Raw genomic sequence first — 18,991 nt, 5'->3', positions numbered from 1 at the left:
GCTTCCGTTCCTGAAGGTGAAGAAGGGCGGGTGAGCGACAAATCTGTCGACGGTTTGCTGCCTCATGGTTCGGGCTCCGTCGTGATCAACCGCCTGCCCACAGGGAGGTTGGGGGCGTGATGGCTCTGGAGCGGCGACGGACGTGTGTGGTGGTCTACTGGGGGGAGTAGTGGACCGCTGCGCGGTGGCCGATCCCGAAGGAGATCAAGTCCGTTGCCTGACCTGCCTGCTCCGAGCTCGACGGGTGTCCGTATCGCGGGTGACCGTTACCAATGGTTGATCGCCTGGCAGGGCTGCGTAACAGCAATACGAGACGCGGCCCTTCACTCGGCCGATCCGGTCGTGGCGGTCGGCGTTGAGGTCGACGGTGTGGGCAACCTCGACGATGTCGTCTTGTACCGCAAACAGCCTCCGCACACCTATACACAGGTCAAGTACGCGGCGGACAGCAGCACGCCGGTCAACGAGGAGTATCTGCTCAAGTCCAGCGACCAGGGCGGGCCGTCGATCCTGCGGAAACTGGCGTGGTCTTGGGAACAGCTGACCCAGGACGGGACCCCGGTCGACTTCGCGCTGCTCAGCAACCGGTCGCCTGACGCGGTAGATCCCTTGATCTCCCTTCGCGATTCCCGCACCCAGCTTCTCCTGCCGAAGGCGGCCCGGCAGGGCCCACGCTCCAAGACGGGTCAGGCGCGCATGCGTTGGGCTGAGGGGGCCGGTCTGAGCCAGGACAGGCTGCTGGAGCTGCTGAAGGTGCTGCGTTTCGACCTGGCACGTGACGTGCAGCATCTGCATGAGCACCTGCAGATGATGATGTTCGCCGCGGGGTTGCGGTTCGACGAGGAGTCCATGCACGCCGGAGCGGACTGGGTCGCCCGTCAGGTCGCCGACGGGCAGCGTCGGTTGTCCCTGGCAGACATCCGCGAGGCGATTAGGGCGATGCAGCTCGCTGCGGGGTCATCACGGGCGGTGCTGTCCGTGGCTACCTTGAAGCCCGACCCGATGGCGCAGGACGCCGACTACGCGGTGGACTGGGTGGACCGCTTCGAGAGCGCCTCGCAGTACACCAAGCGTCGTCCGCTCGCCCCGGCGACCTGGGAGCAGCTGCAGGTGGACCTCGAAGCGGCACCGTCCCGGATGGGGCCGGGCTCCACCGCCGTGGCTCTCACCGGCAGTCTCCGCCTGGCCCCTACGTTCATGGTCGGCGCAGCCTTTCGGATGGTGACCGGTGTCGACATTGCCGTGGCCCAGCGGGCCCAACTGTGGTCGTCCGGCGAGGAGTACAGCAGCCCTTTGGTGCCAGCCGTCGACGAGCATCACCTCGATTTCGGCCCCGACCTCGCGGTGGCCGTCGCGGTCGCCACCGATCCGACACGGGATGTGCTGGAATTCCTGCGCGAGCAGCAACTGCCCGTATCCCGGCTGCTGGTGCTGCGTCCCCCCGGCGGGCCAAAGGACAACGCGGTCCCGGACGGGGCAGCGGCCAACGCACTGGCGGTCGGCATCAGGGACTGCGTCCGCCGCGCCTGCCGCCCGCATCCCCAGATCCATCTGTTCCAGGCCGGCCCGAAGGGGCTGGCCCTGCTGCTGGGCCATCGATGGAACCGACTGCGCCCCACCATCGTGTACGAGGACGTCAACGCGGAGCAGGTGTACGAGAAGGCCTTCGTCGTCAACGCGTGAGCAGGATCGGGCGCTGACGTGGGATGAAGCGGGAGCGTGTGGTCCGGCTCTTCCGCAGACCTCGTCAGGGCCCTGCCGTTGCAGAGGGCGGTGCGCCCTGGACGAGGCGCAGGTCATGGTGGACCAGAGTGAGGCGATCGCGGGCCGCCAGCCAGCCCAGTGCGAGGACGACCGGCAGCGGGCCGTGGAAGAACAGCAATCCCTCCACCGCGGTCGTGCCGCCCAGGTGCTGCGCCCACTGCCGCCGTGCGGCCTGCCAGCGCTCCCAGATGTAGGTGGTCACCGCAGCGTTGAGGCTCGGGTCGTCGGGCAGGTAGGCGTCGCCGGCGTCGATGACGAGGTAGGCGCCGCACGGGCCCTGCCCGCCAGCGGGACCCGTATCGGGCAGACGGTAACCGGTGTGGTGTTCCGGCCCATAGGAGACCTGTCCGGTCGCCGCCACGTGGCGGGCGTCGTCGACCATGGAGGCAGCCGACGCCAGCCGCACGATCACCGCGATCCGGTGACGCTGCTGCCCGGGCGCCTCGGGGATCGCCACGAGCGCGGGTTCCTCCGCGCGGTAGACCGGAAGCAGCCGGCCAACCCGGGCGCGCTGCTGCGCGCCGAGCGGGTCGCGCAGTCCGCTGCCCAGCACGACCCCGGGAACCACCGACCGCCCGGCCGCCTGGGACAGATGCATCACGACCAGCGACGTCTGGACGTCGTCGGCCAGGCGCCGCCCGAGAAGAAAGGCGTCCTGGAGGTGCGCGAGGACGTAGAGCGCGATCTCCGGCTCCGTGTTCCCTGACGCCCGCAGTTCCTCGATCTGCGCGTCGACGAGCCGGGCGACGAAGTCGACAACGTCCGAGCGGCCCTGCACCGAGACTTCCCCGGGCCACAGGAGCGCGCTGTCGACGACCAGTGTCGCGCCGTGTGTCCGGCGCGACGCGTTCTTCAGCGCCAGGACGCGGGACGCCTGCGTCCGGTCTGCCGGATACAAACTGACCACTACGCCAAGCCCGCGTGGGCGCTGCAGCACCCACCCCGTCAGAACCAGGAGCAGGGCCGCGACGAAGACCACGAGGAACACCCATGGTTGGCGCGTCCACTGCTCGAGGATGTCCGGCACGACCCCGAGCGCGACGGCCGTACAGGCCGCCATCAGCAGCGTGCCGCCGCCCTCCCGCGAGAACACCAGCCGTCTCAACTGCCCTAGCCACCGCATGTGCTCCACCCTTTCAGCCTAGCTCTCGATCGCGACGATCCTGCGCCAGGAACCGGGTGCACGCCACCCCGGCACCGCGGCAGGCCGCACGACCGACGCCTTGGCCCGTGTACGCCCCACCGAACTGGTGCGTCACCTGCGCGCGTGCGCCGCCTACCGCCCGCAGACCGCCCTGTGACGCTGGACTGGCCCGACGGTGCAGGGGGAATTGTCAGTGCTGCGTTCTACCGTTGTGGTTGAGCAGCCGGAAGTGCCTGTTCGCGACCGCAGGTTTCCCACCGAGGAGCCAGCGGCTGCTGTGTGCACCCGGGCCGCATGACACGCCTGAGGAGGCACAGCACATAGTGAACGGTGAGCCGTCCAACACGTTCCTGTTCCTGATGGCCCCCAACGAGGTTGTCGGTCCTCTCCCGGCTGGCCTGGCGCTGTCAGCGGTGTGAGCCAGGCCCAGCGCTGTCAATGCAGTCACAACTCTTGGATCGGAGGGCCCCGATGGCTCACCTGAAGCAGCAGTTCAAGGAGGCGCTGAGCTCCATCGAGCCCGGCGACGACAAGACCAACGCGCCCGAGGCCCATCGCCTCGTCCGTGATGCCCTCGAGGCCGACTCGAAGCTCGCCGAGTACGGTGTCAGCCCGGTGTTGATCGGCTCCTACAAGCGCAACGTGTCCATCCGCAGGATCAAGGACGTCGACGTGTTCGTGCGCCTCGCCGAGGTTCCCGGGGACGTCACGTCGAAGGACATCCTCGACAGATTCTTCAAGGTCCTGCACGCGGAGTTCGGCACCGACGCCGACGGGCACCGGCGTACCAAGCGCCAGGACCGGAGCCTGCAGGTCTCCTTCCCGGAGTACGACCTTTACGTCGACGCGGTGCCTGCCCGTCCCTACGGTGACGGGACGTGGGAGATCCCGCAGAAGGGCGACGGGAACGAGTGGGTGCGCACTAACCCCGACGGGCTGACGACACTATCGAGCACGATGAACGCGAACCACGACGAGTACTACGTGCCGACCGTCAAGCTGCTGCGTCAGACCCGTCGTGCCCTGCTCGGCATGAAGAAGCCCGGCGGCTTCTTCATCGAGATGGCCGCCTATCAGGCGTTTGCCTCGGGCGCGGTCTCGGGCGACGACCAGGCAGAGTACTACGTCTCCGCACTCCGGGAAGTCAGCATGATCGTGGAGAACTTCGTGGCCTCCAACATCGCGGTGGCCGATCCGACGCTGCCCGGACACACCATTCGCATCCGTGCGACCGCCGACGAGCTGGATGCCGCGCGTACGCAGTTCGCCGGTGCCGCGGCGGCGGCGGAGGCTGCGCTCGACGAGGAGGACGCGGGCAAGGCCGCGCTGGCATTCCGGAAACTGCTGGGAAGGAACGGCGATGGAGACACGGTCTTCCCGATGCCGCCCGGCTTCAACGAGGACGGCAGCAAGAAGGCGTCCGCGATCTCGCCCGGCGCCCGTGTCGTGCCGGCCGGCACGAGGACCTTCGGGTGACCTCTGACGACGTCCTCGAGTATGTCGCCTACTGTCGGCAGCACTTCGAGGAAGGCCTGATCCGGGCCGGGTTCAGCGAGGGAGAAGCAGGGTGGGAAGGGCCGGTCCCGCACGCGGCGGGCCCGACCCGCGTCGTGATCGGCCTGTCGGCCCGCTTTCCCTTCCGGCCGCCGACGGTGACGCCGGTTGATCACGACGCGGTGCCCTGGTCCTGGCACCGCGATCAGGACGGCGGTCTTTGCCTGGTCGCCGAGGACGATCACGACGGGTTGTGGTGGACGGAGGCGCAGGCGTTCCTCGAACACGTCACCGCATGGTTCGAGCGTGCGGACACCGGCTGGACGGACGACCGGCCCGACCTCGACCTCGAACGGTACTTCCAGCCGTCCATGGACCAGCGCCTCTACCTCTATGACGATCTCGCCCAGTACCTCGACCACCCGGTCCGCTTCAGCCCGTCCGGCAACAACACGATGCGGATCCGCCACGGCACCCGCCCTGGCAAGACGCTCCAGCACAGCAAGGACCGCTTCGGCTACGTGACCGACCTCGGCGAGGTGGACGTGCCGCCGCGAACCTGGGCGGACATCTCCTCCAGGATCGACCCGCACGCGGACCTGGACCGCAGAATTCGACAGCATACGGTCGCGATCGTCGTGTTGACCTACCGGCGCGGCCCCCACCCCGGCGCGATCGTGCTGGACGTGGTGCCCAAGAAGGACGGCGGCACGGCAGTTGCACGTCTGCGCTCAGCGGCGGACACCGAGGCCGCCCGGTCTGCCCGCGCAGGCTTCCTCGCTCCCGAGCTACGCGGATCCAGGGTCGCGGTTGTCGGCGTTGGCGCTTTGGGATCGTTCATTGCCGACCTGCTGGTGCGCTCCGGTGCCCGCCACCTCACGCTCATCGACGACGATGTCGTCATGCCGGGCAACCTCGTACGCCACCTCGTGGGACCAGACGCGGTCGGACTGTCGAAAGTCGAAGCGGTCAAGCAGTACATCGTCAGGAACCACGAGGCGCCGGCCGCAGGCATCGGAACCGTCAATCGCGCACTGACGACGGGATCCGACGCTGTCGATCATCTGCGGAACCACGATCTCGTCGTCAACGCCACCGCCGACTTCGCCACCACCGCGCTCCTGCACGTCAGTGCCCGGTCACTGGGCACGCACGTCCTTTCCACAGCGTTTCAAAACGACGGCAGGACCTACCGTATCGACGTACTGCCACCGCTCAACGACGCCGCACCACTGCCGCCTTCGACGACCAGAGCCGACACTGCGGCCCCGCCCCTGTTCGAAGCAGGCTGCGGAAGCCCGATCTCGCCCACGCCGCCCCACGCGGTCCTCGAGGCGGCGGCGGCCACCGTCCGCCACGCCATCGGTCTCCTCCTCGACCGCCCCCTCCACCCCGCCGGGGAGACACGCCACTTCCCCTCCTCAGCAGAAGCGGATCAGCAGTGACCCGGCCAGCAACAAGGATCGAGGTGCGGCAGGAGGCATACGAGGTCATTGTGTCCGGGACCGCTCAGCATCTGCCGCGGGAAACGGGTGGCATCCTCCTCGGCTACAGGGAAGACGCCCACATCGTCGTCACTCATGCCCTCGTTGTCGAGGGTCCAGGAGCGTCCACCCACAGGTACGTGCGCGACGACGTCAGAGCGAACGTTCTCCTCGCAGCGTTCCTGGCCCAGCGAGCGGATGATGATCCAACCGGCTACGTCGGCGAGTGGCACAGTCATCCCGCACCGTCCGGACCGAGCCCGACCGACGTTGCCGCCATGCAGGCAACTGCCCGGGAGCACGACGGCCCGCTCGCTCTCCTCGTGCACGCTCCCGGCGCGCAGCAGCCCTTCTCCGGGCTGATCACACGACGCCAGCGAATGGGGCAGGTCACAAGTAAGGCGGCAACGGTCCTTCCGCCACTATCGAGATCCGAAGCTCCCGGACCGCTGCCCGATGGCGCGGTTCGGCGGGACGGCCCGGGGTGATGCTCTGCATCAGGCTTGATGAGGGGGAGCGCAGCCGTCAGGCAGATGTCCCAACGCCTCTTCGGCTCTACGCTCCGTCGTCCTCGCAGTCCTGGCGGCCCACGATCATGTCGTTGAGGCCCTCCTCGGTGATGGCCTCGGTGCCGTCCTCGATGGCCTGCTGAGCCGTCTGACAGATCAACTGGTCGAGGGTGTCCATGTAGCCGCCGGTGCGTTCATGGAGCACCATGTCGAGGGCCAGCAGGGATCCGGGTTCGTGGTTGTACAGCACGAGGTTGTCGTCGTACGCCTGGAGCACGCTGCGCCAGCCCTCTTCCGCTCCTTCCCGGAAGGGGATCGGTTTGATCTCCATGACGGGCAGGCTGCTGCGGAACTGCTCCGAGGTGCGGGGGCGCCCACTGCGACCGCGTTGGCGCAGGCCCTCGTTGACGATGCCGGTGGCACCGCGCCCGCAGTAGATGATCGACAGACGGAGCCGGTCCTGGAGGGAGTCGAAGTAGTCGAACGCGGTGTCCAGTTCGCTGTCGTGGATGCGATCAACACCGTCGATCAGGATGAGCGAGGTCCTGCTCTCCTTCATGTGGTGCACGACGGGTTCGGTCATGTCGGTGCTGCGGTAGTTCCGCTTCTCGATGTTGAGGGTGTGGTCCATGCCGAAGAAGTCCGCGAACGGCAGGGACCAGTCCAGGTTGCTGTCGCAGCGGGGCGGGACGTTGATGTGGACGACCGGCGTCCACACGCGGTCCGGCTGCCGTTCGGTCTCCAAAATTCCCTGAAAGGCGCGGCCGATCTGGAGAAGCAGAATGGTCTTTCCTGCACACCCATCGATGATCATGCTCATGCGTTTGCCGAGGGGCCGGAACCGGTTGGTGCGCAAGGTACGTCGCGCATCCTTGAGCCCCTGCTCCACGTCGGGGGTCATGACGGGAATCATCTCCCCGTGGTAGATCATGCGCGGATCGGTGTCGGTGATCTCCGTGCCCAGGGGCGCGCAGTCCGCCAGTTCCGGCGCCTTGCGCTCACGGCGCACGAAGGCGTTGAACCCCTCGCGCTCGGTGAGGAGTTCGGGCTCGTAGCGCAGGAACTGGCGTGTCGAGGTCGCTGCGACCGCGCGCTGCGCGGTATCCAGGTTGTCCATCATGTCTCCTGCCGGTTGGGTCCCGGCGGCGCATCGCTGTCGCGGGACTCGGACGACGACCGGGCTCGCTCGGCTCGCATGCCGCGGAAGATGTCGCCGGGCGCGCCGGTCAGACCGTTGGGCCGTGCTGCGGGGGGCCGGCGCCTGCGGTCCGGGGGTGGAGCGGAGTCCTGCTGTGGTGCCAACCCGCCGTCCGCGTCCGCGCAGTCCTCTGCAGGTCCGGGCGCACGCTGGCCGGGGAAGAGATCCTTGGCCGCGACGTTGAGCAGCGGGGCGGGCCTCACACTGCCCGCGACGGCCGGCGTGATCCCGGCGTACGGGTTGACGGCCGACTCAGTGATCTCCAGCGTCTGCGGGACAAAGGCGGCCGCCGGAACGGGGGCCGCAGAGGAGCTGGAACCGCAGCGCGCGCGGTGCAACAGGTCGTCCACCGCGCGGGCGATGGCCTCCTCGGTGCCCTCCCGGTCGTCCTGCTCGCCGACGAGGAGCGCGGCCTGCTCCCACAGGTACTGTGTCCAGTCGTCGTGGATCAGGTACTGGTACTTGAAGTCGAACGGCACCCAGGGATCACGTGCCGGATCTCCTTCCACGGTGTGGTCGTAAAGCCACACCCGCTGCGGAACGTAGGGGTTGTAGTAGATCGGCCAGCGCTGGCCCTGCCCCTTGATGCCTGTGTGGCGGTGCCTGAAGTCCCGGATGCGGGAGCTGACATAGGTTCGGTTGTCGATCTTGATGCCGTCGCGGGTGACGACACGCTGCGCGCGCAGCAGCAGCTTACGGTTCTCCTTAGGGGAGGCGGGCCGGGGCATACCCTCGGCGGCGACGGCCGCGGCGTACATCTGATTGGGTGTCAGCACCATGGCGGGGAGGAAGGGGGACCGAAGCCCCTCGTGCGGTGTGGTCTGCCATTCGGTGACCACCCATTCGTGCCACAGGTCCTGCAACTTGTTGAGGGGCAGCAGGGGTTCGTGCTCGACGTTTTTGCCGCGTCGGTCCAGCCGGTTGCCGGTGTAACCGGCGACGAACTGGGAGAAGCCGCTCTTGATCGAACGGTTGGTCCGCTCGATGATTGCCTTGTCCTCGGCGGTGCGTTCCCGAGCTGGTTCTACCTCGATGCCGAGCGTCTCGCAGGCGTCCCTGAAGTGTGCGGCTTTGAAGATTTTGGCGTTGTCGACGATCACGGTTTTCGGGCGGATCACCGGCCGGGCCGCAGCATCCGCCATCCGCGGGTCGCACGCGAGCATCTCGGCGAAGGGCAGGTCGGAGTTCTCCGCCAGCACCAGAGGGGACCAGCCGGGACGCGCCGGCAACGGCGCCATCATCTGGGCCAGCAGCAAAGAAGCGTCCAGCGCCTTGGTCCCCCGCCCGCCCCGGCGCCGGCTGCCCGGTCCCTTCTTGCGCCCCGGACGTTTCGGCACGATCATCCCGGCGGGCAGACAGCGGCTGAGATTGTCGACTCCGTAAGTCAATTCCACGTTCACGGGACGCCCGTCATCGCCGCGGGCCATTACATCCAGGCCGGTGGAGTCGATCTGCACGCGCTCGCCCAACAGCGATACCACGGCCGGGCGGAAGGGCCCGTCGGCAAGCTGCTCGCCCGGCCCATCCCGCCGGGCAGCCCTCTCCTCCGACGCCAGAGTGATCCCCAGCCGCTGCAGCAGGTCGTAGAAGGTCGACCGGGCCGGCCACATCGCATCGAACTCACTCGGGTAGGCGCGGCGCAGAGCGATCCGTACGCGTCTGCGCAGCCGGGAGAGCGTTCCCGTCGACTCGCCGCCCGGCGTCCGCTCCTGCAGCACCAGCTTCACGAGCCGCTCGTCGCAGCGGCCGTAGCGCGAGCTGGTGCGTAGCCAGCGATGGTCGATCAGGCCGAGGATGCCCTCCTTCTCATAGGCCAGGCACTTGCGCTGCACGGTGGCGACCGAGCCGGTCAGCCCGGCCGCGGCCAGCTCGGTGGCCTTGAGCGCGTAGCGGGCGCTGCGGGTGGTCGTCGCCGGGTCGTAGCCGGGCCGCGGGGTGAACCGGCCGTCCCGGGCATGGAGCGGGCGGCCGGTCAGTACCTCCTGCACGTGTTCCTTCCAGTGCTGCACCGCCTTGCGCTGGTGCTCGTCCAGCCGGTCCAGCACCGACAGGTCCGGCAGGGTTTCCGGCTCCTGCGGCATCCCGGCCTCATCGAGTACGGCGAAATCCACGGCGGCGACCAGCACGGTGACCAATACCCGTGAGTCCTGGCCGTGCTCGTCCAGGGCGGCCAAGTGCACGGTGGAGCCCTGAACGGCGGCGATCAGATAGCGCCCGGCCTCCCACCGCACCGTCATTCCCGGCCGCAGCGCCTCTGCCGGCCCGTCCGATTTCTCCGCGCCCGACGCCGAAGGGGTACTCATAGAGTCTCCCCGTCTGCCCACACGAGGCTGGTGGGGATCAACGGCAGGTCCCATTGGGTAGTCAACTCGCCTGTCCACAGCAGATACCAGCACAGGGCCCGGGGGAGCGCGAGGCAGTCGGCGCCCTCGCACAGGGGGCGCGGTCGGGCGAAGGCATGCAGCAGCAAGGCCCTGGCCTTCTCGTCCGCATTCTCGTCGTGGCGGAAGTGCGACACCAGATACAGGTTGCGGCGCAGCTGGCCGGCCGGAACCCGAGCCGTTCGGACCTGCCAGCCGGCTTCCTGCCCGGCCGCTCGTGCCACGGCTGCCTCCTGCTCATCGGGCTCCCGCCCGCCCCGGGCATACAGGTAAAGGCGCCGTTGCCCGCCCACGGCGCGGGCCATGAAGGCCGGATCCACCACCCCGGTACGCTCCCCGTCGCGCCACTCCAACTGCAGCGACGACGCGGACAGAAAGGCGACGTCGGGATCCCGGTCAAGGACCATGGCCGCGTCCCGATGCTCCAGGGACCGGCACACAAAGCTCTTCTTTGTGGTCGACGACCAGTACTGCCGCACCTTCGATCTGCGCCCGTTGTACGGGCGCTGCTCGTGCAGTACCGGCCACTCCTCGACCGGCGCCCCGTGCAGGGCACGCGGCGACACCAGGCGCTCCCGCCCCAAAACGTCGCGGTGACGGACCTGAACCTCCATCACATGCCTCCCCGTGCCCAGGGCGTGGTGGCCCCAGACTGCTCCAGCGTCACGGCGGCGCCGCCGCCGCGGAGCAGCACGGCCACCGTTCACCCGAAAGAGGACGGTTGGGCTTGCGCCGGATACGGCAAGCGCCTCGCCGCCCCGGACGACCCGCCGCGCGGCCGCTACAGAAACAGCCGGTCCATCTCGTTCGGCATCCGCACCCACGGCAGGCACGTGAGGTCCTGCAGCGAGGCCAGAGACGCACCCTCCTGCCCGGCGACTTCCGTCTCCCCTGGCCTCCCTTCGCCGGAGCCCGAGGCATGCCGGGCGTGCCGCAGTGGACGATGGCCGCTGATCCAGTGATTCAGCGGCTCGCGGAACGCGAAGCCACGCTGGCGCACCACACGTCGCAGCCAGTCCTGGCTGTCCGCCGCGCTGAGCCTGCCTGCGCGGCGACGCTCCTCCAACCAAGCCATGTCCCAGGCCAGCCGGGACAGCATGCCGAACTGCGCCACAGGACGCGCACGCTGCTCGCCCACCTGCGCCGCGAGCACGGCCCATTCCTGCTCCCTGGCCCGTGACGGGTCCTCCCGATATCCGACGCACGTCAGCACCGACAGGGCGTCCGCCTCGACCCACCGGGCAGCTTCGTATCCCAGACGCTTGCGGACACGGTTCAGGCGCTGCTGGGCTCGGACCACGCCCGGGCGGTCGCGCAGATCGATGTAAGGATGCTGGAGACTGCGGGAGTTGTCCGTCCAGCGCCGATGGCGCAGACACACATGCCACGGATCCGGGAGGATTAGCCAAGCAGGGGAACGGGTGCCACGGCTCGCCGCACACAGCGAACAAGCCTGCACGATAAATCCGGCCCGCGCATCCCACGGCCAGTCCCAGTCGTCCGCCGAGCCGTCGGGCATGAGGAACTCATCGCGGACACTGACGAGCCGCAGGGACAGCTCGGCCTCCGAACAGCCGGAGAGAATTGCCAGCCGCTCGCGCGTATACCGGCTCACGTACATCTCCGTGTACTGCGGCTCCACTGGCATGGGGCCGATACCGACCCTCGCCAACAGCTGTTCCACCGGCCACAGGTTGCGGGCGGCCAGCCTGGTCACGTACGACCCAGTGGACTCGTCCTGCAAGAACCGCAGCCGCAGGTGCAGCGGACGGCGGCCCAGCCACGGGTCCCGCTTCACCATGACGTCCTCTCCACGGAGTGCCCCACTGCCGTGACCATCCAACTCCGTCCGCCCCGGGCCGGCACTACGCACCGGGCAAGTGATCCCAACCGGAAGCCGGTAGGCGCAAAGCGTTACGACTGCGCCGGGACGAAGTGCAAAAGAAGAACATTGCTGGTCGATGCCCCTCAGACGGCGCGGCACCCCTGGCACCCTGCCGAAAAGCAGACCTGCCAACCCGGCCTGCCGGCAGCGGCCGGCCGAGAGGGAGCCACCGCTTCTCATGACCGGCCGTGCCCAACTACGCGCGCACCAGGAAGAAGCCGTCGCGTCTGGCGTGCACGCCCTGCTGTCCAGGCGCCTGGCGGCCGCGACCATCGTCGCCGCCTGCGGCACTGGAAAAACCCTGATCGGAAAGCGCATCGCCGAGCACTTCTCCTCCAGCGGGCCGGTCCTCGTCCTGGTGCCCACCCTGGAGCTGCTGATCCAGACCGCGGCCCGGTGGTTTGTAGACGGGAAATTCGACCAACTCATCGGCGTATGCTCGCTGCAGGGCGTCCACGACCGCCACCTGCGCGGCCGTCTCTGGATCACCGGCAACCCGCACGCGCTCGTCCGGCGTATCGCCCAAGGAGGGCGCACCGCCGTCTTCGCCACCTACTCTTCCCTCCAGACCCTGGCCGAGGCCCACCGTACCCACGGGCTGCCACGCTGGGACTTCGCGCTCGCGGACGAGGCCCACCGCACCAGCGGAGACTGGGACAAGAAGTGGGGCCTCATCCACGACGACCGCGCTATCCCGGTGGCCCACCGCCTCTACATGACCGCGACCCCTCGCAACTGGCGCCCCACGGGCACGAAGCGAACGAAGGCCCGCCCGCGCCTCGAACGCCTCGCCTCGATGGACGACCCCACCGTCTACGGGCCCACGGTCTACAAGCTGGACTTGGCCGACGCCATCGAACGCGGCATCCTCGCCGACTACCAGCTCATCGTCCCCGAAATTCGCGACACGAAGCTGTTGAAGATCCTTCAGGACGAACTGCCCACACCCCATCTGGACGGCCTGCGCATCGCGGCGATGCAGGCAGGCCTGCTGACCGCCATGGCCGAACATGATGCACGCCAGGTACTGACGTTCCACGCGCGCATCGCCGCCGCCCGCGGCTTCGCCGACACGCTGCCCCAAACAGCCGAGATCCTCGCCGACCACACCGGCATCCACAATCCGTGGTCACATGCCCTGTACCACCAGCAGCCGGCCTGGCAACGCCAGCAGTACTTCCGTGAGTTCGAACACTTCTCGGCGCTGGCCCCAGGCAGCGCCGCCGACACACACGATGCCGCGGTGCTGGCCAGCGTCCGGGTCCTGAGCGAAGGGGTCGACGCCCCCAACACCGACGGAATCTTCATCGCGGATCCGCGCCGAACCCCCAGCAACATTGCCCAGACCATCGGCCGGGGCCTGCGCAAGCCGGCAGGGCAGGACAAATGCGCCTCGATCTTCCTACCGGTCTACACCCGCCCGGGACAGACCACGCAGGAAGCGATGAAGTCCTCCCAGTTCTCCGAGATCTGGAAATTCTTCAACGGCCTGGCCGTCTACGACTCCAAGATCTTCAGACGGTTCGGGCAACGCCAGCGGGCTCGGCCACAGCCCATCCCGGCCCGTCCCACCCGCGTCGCCGACGTCAACCGCGCCATGGGGCTGCGTACCCACCGCCCACGCAACAACGCCTATTGGGACCTCGGCTGGCAGGCAGCCCAGGCATTCTACGAACGGCACAACCACCTGAACGTGCCTAGTGAATACGTCGCCCCCAACGGACTGGCCCTGGGCCAGTGGATCGGCCAACAGCGCTCCCTCCACGCGACAGACGCCCTGCCAGCCGACCGCACCACCGCCCTCACCTTCCTGGGGATCTCCTGGCCCCATCCCCCCGAAAGCTTCGAACACCACCTGGAGCACGCCACCGCCAGCGCCGCCCGCCACGGCACCCTCGCCCTCGGGAAACACGCCCACGCAGGCGACCGCGCCACGGCCGCCTGGCTCGAGACAATGCGCCGCCGCGCAGACATCGGAGAACTCGCCTCCGCCCGCATCGCCGCGCTCGACGCCGTGGACCCCTTCTGGAACCCGCCCTGGAGCCTGCGCTGGCAGTACACTTACGTGCAGATCCGGCGACGCCTGACCACCACCTCTTGGCGGTGCGCCTACCACCCCGACCACGTCCACGACTCGTCGTGGGACACCTGGCTGGACCGCCAGATCACACAGCACGACCTCCTCGCCCCACAGCAAAAGCACCTGCTGGACACGCTGGCGCGCGCCTGTCCCGACGCCCACCCGCACACCATGCTGCTGACCCGGCCTACGACCCTGCGCGCACGGGCCTTCAACCGCGGTCTGCGCGCAGCCCGCCGCTACCACCTACGCCACGGAAATCTCCACGTACCCGAAGGCCACATTGAAGACATGGACGGAGACCCCGTCGCCCTCGACTCATGGCTGGTACGCCGGCAGCGGGGCATTGCGCAGATGACACCACCCCAGCGCACCGCCCTCGAAGTCATCGACGCCAGGATCCCGTCCATGTTCCTTCCGCCCGTGGGGCCCGCAGCCGCAGCATGACTCGGCACGGGGCGAGCCCAAGCAGGGCAGGTCACCCCTTTCCGGCGGCGCTGGCGCCAGCCGCCTGATAGAAGACCCGGCTCCCGCGCTTGACACGCTGCACCCGCTGCTGGCCCACCATCGACTCCAGAGCTTTGCGCATCGCCGGCTCCTTGATCCGCCGACCCGGATGTGCCCGGCCCAACGCCGCCGCCACGTCCTGCGCGGAACAAGGACGGCCCCGGCTACACAACTCGTCGACGATCAGATCCCGCAACGTCGGTGCCCTGGACGCCGTCTTGGGAGACACAGCCGTCGGGGTGACCAGTCCCTCCCCAGCCTCCCCGCCACCGGAAACCGCCTCAGCGGCATCCTCGTCCTGGACGCCACCAGCCGCACCGGTGCCCGATTCCGGCGGTTGCGTCATGTTGTTTCGCAAGACCTCCAGCCAGGCCTGGCCGTCATCGAGGAGGCGCAGTTGGTCCTGCAAAGCGGCGATATCACTGCGGATCCGCTCACGCTCTTTCGCGATGAGCTCCAAGTCGCCCTTCACCACGGCCGCATATCTGGCGCGGATGGACGGGAGGCCAGCGACAGACTCATTCATGGGATCGCCTTCCACGACACTGCTCGGCAGTAGCCACGCTAGGTGCGTCGGCGGTGTCGACCTGCCCGAACGTGCAGACAAGAACGATTGCGACCGGCTTCGGGGCAGTTGTGACCACAATGCTTCGCGGCTCTGGGGCCGAAGGAGCCAGTGATGCCCGGCAGCTCACCCCGACAGGGCAGCAACCCCCTTAGAGCTCTCACACGATCTTGTTGAACGCCCTCGGTCGGCCTTGACCGGTATGACGATCCGCGGGCGACGGGGACCGTCATCACCAGCAGCGGCCGCGGGTGGAGATCAGCCCGGTCCAGGCCGACAGCCCCGGGCGCGCGACAACGACGGCAACCGCTTCAACAACGTCCGCATCGGTTCCCGTGCCACGATCCGTATCCACACCGGCAACGGCCACGCCCGCACCGACCTCTTCCAGGACCGACGCGACTACGTCTGGGGCAACCGCTTCGACACCGCTCCCTGCGCGACGACCGCGGCCGCACCGTCGACACTGAAACCTGGTGCCGCCGCCTTTACCACCACGCAGGTCGAGCGCACCGCCGCCGCGGAACCTGTGGGATGTGACCGACCCGCAGCCAGGCAATGCGGCAAACCCGATCGTGACCGGAAGGCGCGCATGGGCCGTCGCCCCCACCAGGCGGCGGCCCACACCGCTGTGCGCTACTTGGCCTACGGAATGGTGTCAACGCTCGATTTGCCGGGCCACTGCCTGCGCCCAGCGGGCTTCCTGGTTTGCCGGAGCGGCATCGCGCCGAGAAGCATTGTGCTCGCCCTGGCGGACATCTCCGGTGTCGTCCAGCGAAGGCGTGTCTACGGGGGCACTGCCCGGCAACACCCACCGTGTCTCCTCCTGCGTGCCACGCGCTACCGCGATCACGTACGACCGGCCCTCCTCCATGCGGTTCCCGTCGCCGTCCGCGTACACGGCACTCATGGTCACCGTGGTCGGCGGTGTGCCCTTGAAGGCCCTCTCCACTGAGACCCGATAGTCGACTCGGACCGGGCCTCCTCCGAAGAGGGGGGCGTGCTCGCTGCTGCCGGTGATCCGTGCCCACAGGAGCTCGTCGGCGTGGCCTGCGAGCTCGCGGTCGTCAGTGGCCCGGTAGCCGACGTCCGCTGACGAGGTCGGCACAAGCCCCGGCTCCAGCGCGACCTTCGCGGCTCCCAATGCGGCGGCGGCGAGGACGAGCGCGGCACCGGCCAGCGCCCAGGTCTTCTTCTTCACGGTCGTCATCCCCACAGCAGTGTGTAGTTCTTCTTGTCCTGGGCCGTTGGTGCCGACGCCATGTCACCGGTGTGAGGTGCCATCAGCGTGGAGTACTTCGAAGGGTCTTTGTGGCAGAAGCCGAGGGCGTGTCCCAATTCGTGCGCGGCGGTCTTCCGCTTTGCCTCGGCCGTCGTCAGATTGGCCAGGTTCAGCCAGATCACATCGGTGCCTGGCCCGTGCTCCCAATAGCCGTACAGGTCGCGCCACTGCCCGTCCGTGCGGTTCGTGTCCTTGAACTCGACATCGGCGTAGCTCGTCGCGTCGTCCTTGCGGATCCTGATCGTGCCGAGGCTCCAGGACCGCACCGCGTGCGACAAAGCGTCGTCAAGGCTCGTCGCGTCGTCATACGTGAGCTCACCACCGTCGACGGAAGAATTGCCGCGGGAGTCGGTGGCCTGCCCGCCCGAGTACTTCGTCCAGCACGCCGCGTACGCCGCGGCGACCAGAACCGGCGTGTCCGGGGCAGGGGGAGGCGCAGCCGCCGTTACCCCTATCACCAGCAAGGTGATTGTGAGCACGATCTGTAACGGCTTCATCCTCGCCACGGTAGGGAGCAAGCCTGCAGCCGGATCGTTTCACCGTTCCCGCATCGCCCGAATGGATGTGTCCCCTCTCCACGCTTTGCATGCTGATGCCCTTGTCTCCCGAACGGCCCATTGCGGGAGTCCGACCGCCAGTGGTCGACTGCCTGGGGCTGCTGCTGGCCGTGCTGGTCACCGCGGCGAACGTGACGGACCGGGACGCCGCGATGCCGCTGCTGGAATGTGTCCGGGCCCGCTATCGCAGGATCGTCCTTGTGTGGGCCGACGGCGGCTACGCGGGTCGCCTGGTCAGTTGGGCGAAGCAGCAACTAAGGCTCGCTCTGGAGATCGTCAAGCGCAGCGACGACGCCTCGGGGTTCGTGGTGCTGCCCAGACGCTGGGTGGTGGAACGCACGCTGAGCTGGCTGATGCGCTCGCGGCGCCTGGTGCGTGACTACGAGACGCTGCCCGCCGTGCATGAGCAGATGGTGCTGTGGTCGATGACGATGCTCATGAGCCGCCGGCAGGCCCGGCGGCGAGCGTGAACCGTCCCGGGGTGGGCTCGGGCCTTCACCCGTGAAGGCCCGAACCCGCGATCGAGGGCGTCATACAGCACGATCTGGTTCGCGGAACGGTTGAGGATCCGCAGCACGCGATGCCCACGTGGCGTCCCAGCTCCCCCTGGACACATACGCGCCGAATACAGAGGTATCGAGATCCTTGAGGGACTCCAGTACGAGAGCGGCAATCGCAAAGCGAGGATCGCAGCGATCAGCGGCCTCGGGAACGGCGACGACCGTCATCTGGGCTGACACGCCAGCGAGGACGCCGTTGAGCGAGTCCTCGATCACGATGCATTCGTCGGGTGACGCGCCGAGGGCGGCGGCTGCGCGGAGATAGGCGCCCGGGTGGGGCTTGCCGTGTTCGTCGTCTTCGGCCGAAAACACGGCATGGAAAGATCGGTCAAGGCCGGTGCTCGCGAGCGCAGCCCGAATCACCGACTCCGGCGAAGATGACACAACGGCCATTGCCCTCGATGCACGCGCGCACGCTGCGACGGCGTGTTCGGCGCCGAGTTTCAGCTCCACTCCCTCCAACCTACGGCACACGGCGGCCACGATCTGCTGCTCGACGTCGTCGGGGTCGGCTTGAATGGTGACCCGATCGAACCAGTAGGCCACCATGTCCCTTTGCCGCAGCCCGCGCGTCGCCGCCTGCATCTCCGTTGTGAGGTGCAGGCCAAGCGGACCGAACACTTCACGCTTTGCCGCGTCCCAGATCGGCTCGGAGTCGATCAAAAGGCCGTCTAGGTCGAATAGGACAATCGGTTGCATCGGTTGCTCTTTCGTTGGCGATCACGCGAGGACGAGACGATTCGCTGCCCCGCCGTGCATGAGCAGATGGTGCTGTGGTCGATGACGATACTCATGAGCCGCCGGCTGGCCCGGCGGCGAGCGTGAACCGTCCCGGGGTGGGCTCGTCGGCCCAGCCCCGGTCGGCCAGCCGCTTCATCTTCGACCGAACTCCTTCCACACTTTCCGGAACCGGCTCCAGGCCGAGTACGGCAGTAATCTCCTGACAGGACATCACTGGCTTCCCGCCGGATGCTTGTTCGGTGAGCGTGGCAAGGATGCGCTGGTAGTGGGGAGCGAGCGCGTCCATGGAAAGCGCGGGACGCCACACCGGGACGATCGAGCCCCATCGCGCGGCCCTCGGTAGGGGAACCTCGGCGGGCGCGTTCGTCGCGGGCTCCGACCCGGAAGACTCACCGGCTCCCGGGCCAGCTTCACCTGCCTGTCCGGGCCGCGGCCCGGACAGAACCTCGCCAACGCGCTGCCGGGCAATCAGCCACTCGTGCCAGGCCGTCTCCGCTTCATCACCACGCTGAGAGTCGTCTAACACCACCTCCCGAAGCTCCTCCACGCGCTCACGCGCGGCCAGCTCCCGCTCCTCCAGGAGACCCACCACCGACGCCATCCCGGCACCTCCACCAACGAGACAACCCAACGGCCCGAGCATGCCTCGCCATGCCGGCATCATGCCTGAACTGCGGACCCCCCCCCGATCAAGTTCGGTACGACAACGGCTTCTAAAGCCCTCGGCGGCATGGGCCGGTGCGATTCGGCTGGGTAGGTCGCTCGGAGAGTCGGGCAGCTGTGCTGCCCACCTTGCAGCTTCGCACCGCGCGATCCCACCCTCACGCGCTGGGCCGACCT

General features: G+C 68.1%; 16 protein-coding genes. 6 read left to right on the top strand and 10 right to left on the bottom strand.

Annotation, left to right across the window (positions count from 1 at the left end; translation table 11 throughout):
• The first annotated feature begins 213 nt into the window (after window positions 1-213).
• Window positions 214-1,683, top strand: a complete 1,470-nt coding sequence (locus E6U81_RS25530; protein WP_136232431.1) for an SAVED domain-containing protein — start codon at window positions 214-216, stop codon at window positions 1,681-1,683.
• 64 nt (window positions 1,684-1,747) lie between these two features.
• Here E6U81_RS25530 and E6U81_RS25525 read toward each other — a convergent pair whose 3' ends face one another.
• Window positions 1,748-2,896, bottom strand: a complete 1,149-nt coding sequence (locus tag E6U81_RS25525; RefSeq protein ID WP_136232430.1) for a hypothetical protein — start codon at window positions 2,894-2,896, stop codon at window positions 1,748-1,750.
• Window positions 2,897-3,379: 483 nt separating this feature from the next.
• On the opposite strand from E6U81_RS25525, the gene E6U81_RS25520 reads away from it, so the two are divergent.
• Genes E6U81_RS25520 through E6U81_RS25510 form a run of 3 tightly spaced genes read left to right on the top strand, consistent with a single transcriptional unit; the run spans window position 3,380 to window position 6,374 of the window.
• On the top strand, window positions 3,380-4,384 hold the full coding sequence (locus E6U81_RS25520; RefSeq protein WP_136232429.1) for a nucleotidyltransferase: 1,005 nt from the start codon (window positions 3,380-3,382) through the stop codon (window positions 4,382-4,384).
• Window positions 4,381-5,847: a ThiF family adenylyltransferase gene (locus tag E6U81_RS25515; RefSeq protein WP_136232428.1), complete on the top strand. Its 1,467-nt coding sequence runs from the start codon at window positions 4,381-4,383 to the stop codon at window positions 5,845-5,847. The genes E6U81_RS25520 and E6U81_RS25515 overlap by 4 nt, the downstream gene beginning before the upstream one ends.
• On the top strand, window positions 5,844-6,374 hold the full coding sequence (locus tag E6U81_RS25510) for a Mov34/MPN/PAD-1 family protein (protein ID WP_346766170.1): 531 nt from the start codon (window positions 5,844-5,846) through the stop codon (window positions 6,372-6,374). Before E6U81_RS25515 ends, E6U81_RS25510 begins: the two co-directional genes overlap by 4 nt.
• Window positions 6,375-6,441: 67 nt before the next feature.
• Here E6U81_RS25510 and E6U81_RS25505 read toward each other — a convergent pair whose 3' ends face one another.
• The 4 genes from E6U81_RS25505 to E6U81_RS25490 form a co-directional block, all read right to left on the bottom strand.
• Entirely contained in the window at window positions 6,442-7,512 is a 1,071-nt protein-coding gene (locus tag E6U81_RS25505; protein ID WP_136232427.1) for an ATP/GTP-binding protein, read from the bottom strand.
• Window positions 7,512-9,896, bottom strand: a complete 2,385-nt coding sequence (locus tag E6U81_RS25500) for a Mu transposase C-terminal domain-containing protein (protein ID WP_136232426.1) — start codon at window positions 9,894-9,896, stop codon at window positions 7,512-7,514. The genes E6U81_RS25505 and E6U81_RS25500 overlap by 1 nt, the downstream gene beginning before the upstream one ends.
• Window positions 9,893-10,588 carry a hypothetical protein gene (locus E6U81_RS25495; RefSeq protein ID WP_136232425.1) on the bottom strand — a complete coding sequence of 232 codons (696 nt, stop codon included), beginning with the start codon at window positions 10,586-10,588 and terminating at the stop codon, window positions 9,893-9,895. The genes E6U81_RS25500 and E6U81_RS25495 overlap by 4 nt, the downstream gene beginning before the upstream one ends.
• A 167-nt stretch (window positions 10,589-10,755) precedes the next feature.
• Window positions 10,756-11,775, bottom strand: a complete 1,020-nt coding sequence (locus tag E6U81_RS25490; protein ID WP_136232424.1) for a TniQ family protein — start codon at window positions 11,773-11,775, stop codon at window positions 10,756-10,758.
• Window positions 11,776-12,037: 262 nt separating this feature from the next.
• Here E6U81_RS25490 and E6U81_RS25485 point away from each other — a divergent pair, with 262 nt between their 5' ends.
• Entirely contained in the window at window positions 12,038-14,386 is a 2,349-nt protein-coding gene (locus E6U81_RS25485; protein ID WP_136232423.1) for a DEAD/DEAH box helicase, read from the top strand.
• A 31-nt stretch (window positions 14,387-14,417) separates the two neighbouring features.
• Here E6U81_RS25485 and E6U81_RS25480 read toward each other — a convergent pair whose 3' ends face one another.
• The 3 genes from E6U81_RS25480 to E6U81_RS25465 all read right to left on the bottom strand — a co-directional run bounded on the left by E6U81_RS25480 (window position 14,418) and on the right by E6U81_RS25465 (window position 16,790).
• Entirely contained in the window at window positions 14,418-14,972 is a 555-nt protein-coding gene (locus E6U81_RS25480) for a hypothetical protein (RefSeq protein WP_136232422.1), read from the bottom strand.
• Window positions 14,973-15,669: 697 nt separating this feature from the next.
• On the bottom strand, window positions 15,670-16,221 hold the full coding sequence (locus E6U81_RS25470) for a hypothetical protein (RefSeq protein WP_136232421.1): 552 nt from the start codon (window positions 16,219-16,221) through the stop codon (window positions 15,670-15,672).
• Entirely contained in the window at window positions 16,218-16,790 is a 573-nt protein-coding gene (locus E6U81_RS25465) for a hypothetical protein (protein WP_136232420.1), read from the bottom strand. The genes E6U81_RS25470 and E6U81_RS25465 overlap by 4 nt, the downstream gene beginning before the upstream one ends.
• Window positions 16,791-16,930: 140 nt before the next feature.
• Here E6U81_RS25465 and E6U81_RS25460 point away from each other — a divergent pair, with 140 nt between their 5' ends.
• Window positions 16,931-17,320: a transposase gene (locus tag E6U81_RS25460; RefSeq protein WP_240804020.1), complete on the top strand. Its 390-nt coding sequence runs from the start codon at window positions 16,931-16,933 to the stop codon at window positions 17,318-17,320.
• Window positions 17,321-17,380: 60 nt separating this feature from the next.
• On the opposite strand, the gene E6U81_RS25455 is transcribed toward E6U81_RS25460, so the two are convergent.
• Together E6U81_RS25455 and E6U81_RS25450 are read right to left on the bottom strand one after the other, a co-directional pair.
• Window positions 17,381-18,109, bottom strand: coding sequence for an HAD-IA family hydrolase (locus E6U81_RS25455; RefSeq protein WP_136232419.1), 729 nt, complete (start codon window positions 18,107-18,109; stop codon window positions 17,381-17,383).
• A gap of 91 nt (window positions 18,110-18,200) precedes the next feature.
• Window positions 18,201-18,752 (bottom strand): hypothetical protein, encoded by a 552-nt coding sequence (locus E6U81_RS25450; protein WP_136232418.1) that lies wholly within the window; start codon window positions 18,750-18,752, stop codon window positions 18,201-18,203.
• Window positions 18,753-18,991 lie beyond the last annotated feature (239 nt).

Source organism: Streptomyces sp. A0592 (genome assembly GCF_004795115.1).
GTDB classification, from domain to species: Bacteria; Actinomycetota; Actinomycetes; order Streptomycetales; family Streptomycetaceae; genus Streptomyces; species Streptomyces erythrochromogenes.
The sequence above is the reverse complement of the archived record's forward strand: the minus strand, read 5'-3'. Positions and strand labels throughout refer to the sequence as shown.

Bases quoted from the DNA above. Each gene is read 5' to 3' on its own strand.
- E6U81_RS25495 (WP_136232425.1), bottom strand. From the start codon at position 10,588: ATGGAGGTTCAGGTCCGTCACCGCGACGTTTTGGGGCGGGAGCGCCTG.
- E6U81_RS25455 (WP_136232419.1), bottom strand. From the start codon at position 18,109: ATGCAACCGATTGTCCTATTCGACCTAGACGGCCTTTTGATCGACTCC.
- E6U81_RS25490 (WP_136232424.1), bottom strand. From the start codon at position 11,775: ATGGTGAAGCGGGACCCGTGGCTGGGCCGCCGTCCGCTGCACCTGCGG.
- E6U81_RS25485 (WP_136232423.1), top strand. From the start codon at position 12,038: ATGACCGGCCGTGCCCAACTACGCGCGCACCAGGAAGAAGCCGTCGCG.
- E6U81_RS25480 (WP_136232422.1), bottom strand. From the start codon at position 14,972: ATGAATGAGTCTGTCGCTGGCCTCCCGTCCATCCGCGCCAGATATGCG.
- E6U81_RS25465 (WP_136232420.1), bottom strand. From the start codon at position 16,790: ATGAAGCCGTTACAGATCGTGCTCACAATCACCTTGCTGGTGATAGGG.
- E6U81_RS25520 (WP_136232429.1), top strand. From the start codon at position 3,380: ATGGCTCACCTGAAGCAGCAGTTCAAGGAGGCGCTGAGCTCCATCGAG.
- E6U81_RS25470 (WP_136232421.1), bottom strand. From the start codon at position 16,221: ATGACGACCGTGAAGAAGAAGACCTGGGCGCTGGCCGGTGCCGCGCTC.
- E6U81_RS25450 (WP_136232418.1), bottom strand. From the start codon at position 18,752: ATGGCGTCGGTGGTGGGTCTCCTGGAGGAGCGGGAGCTGGCCGCGCGT.
- E6U81_RS25500 (WP_136232426.1), bottom strand. From the start codon at position 9,896: ATGAGTACCCCTTCGGCGTCGGGCGCGGAGAAATCGGACGGGCCGGCA.
- E6U81_RS25505 (WP_136232427.1), bottom strand. From the start codon at position 7,512: ATGGACAACCTGGATACCGCGCAGCGCGCGGTCGCAGCGACCTCGACA.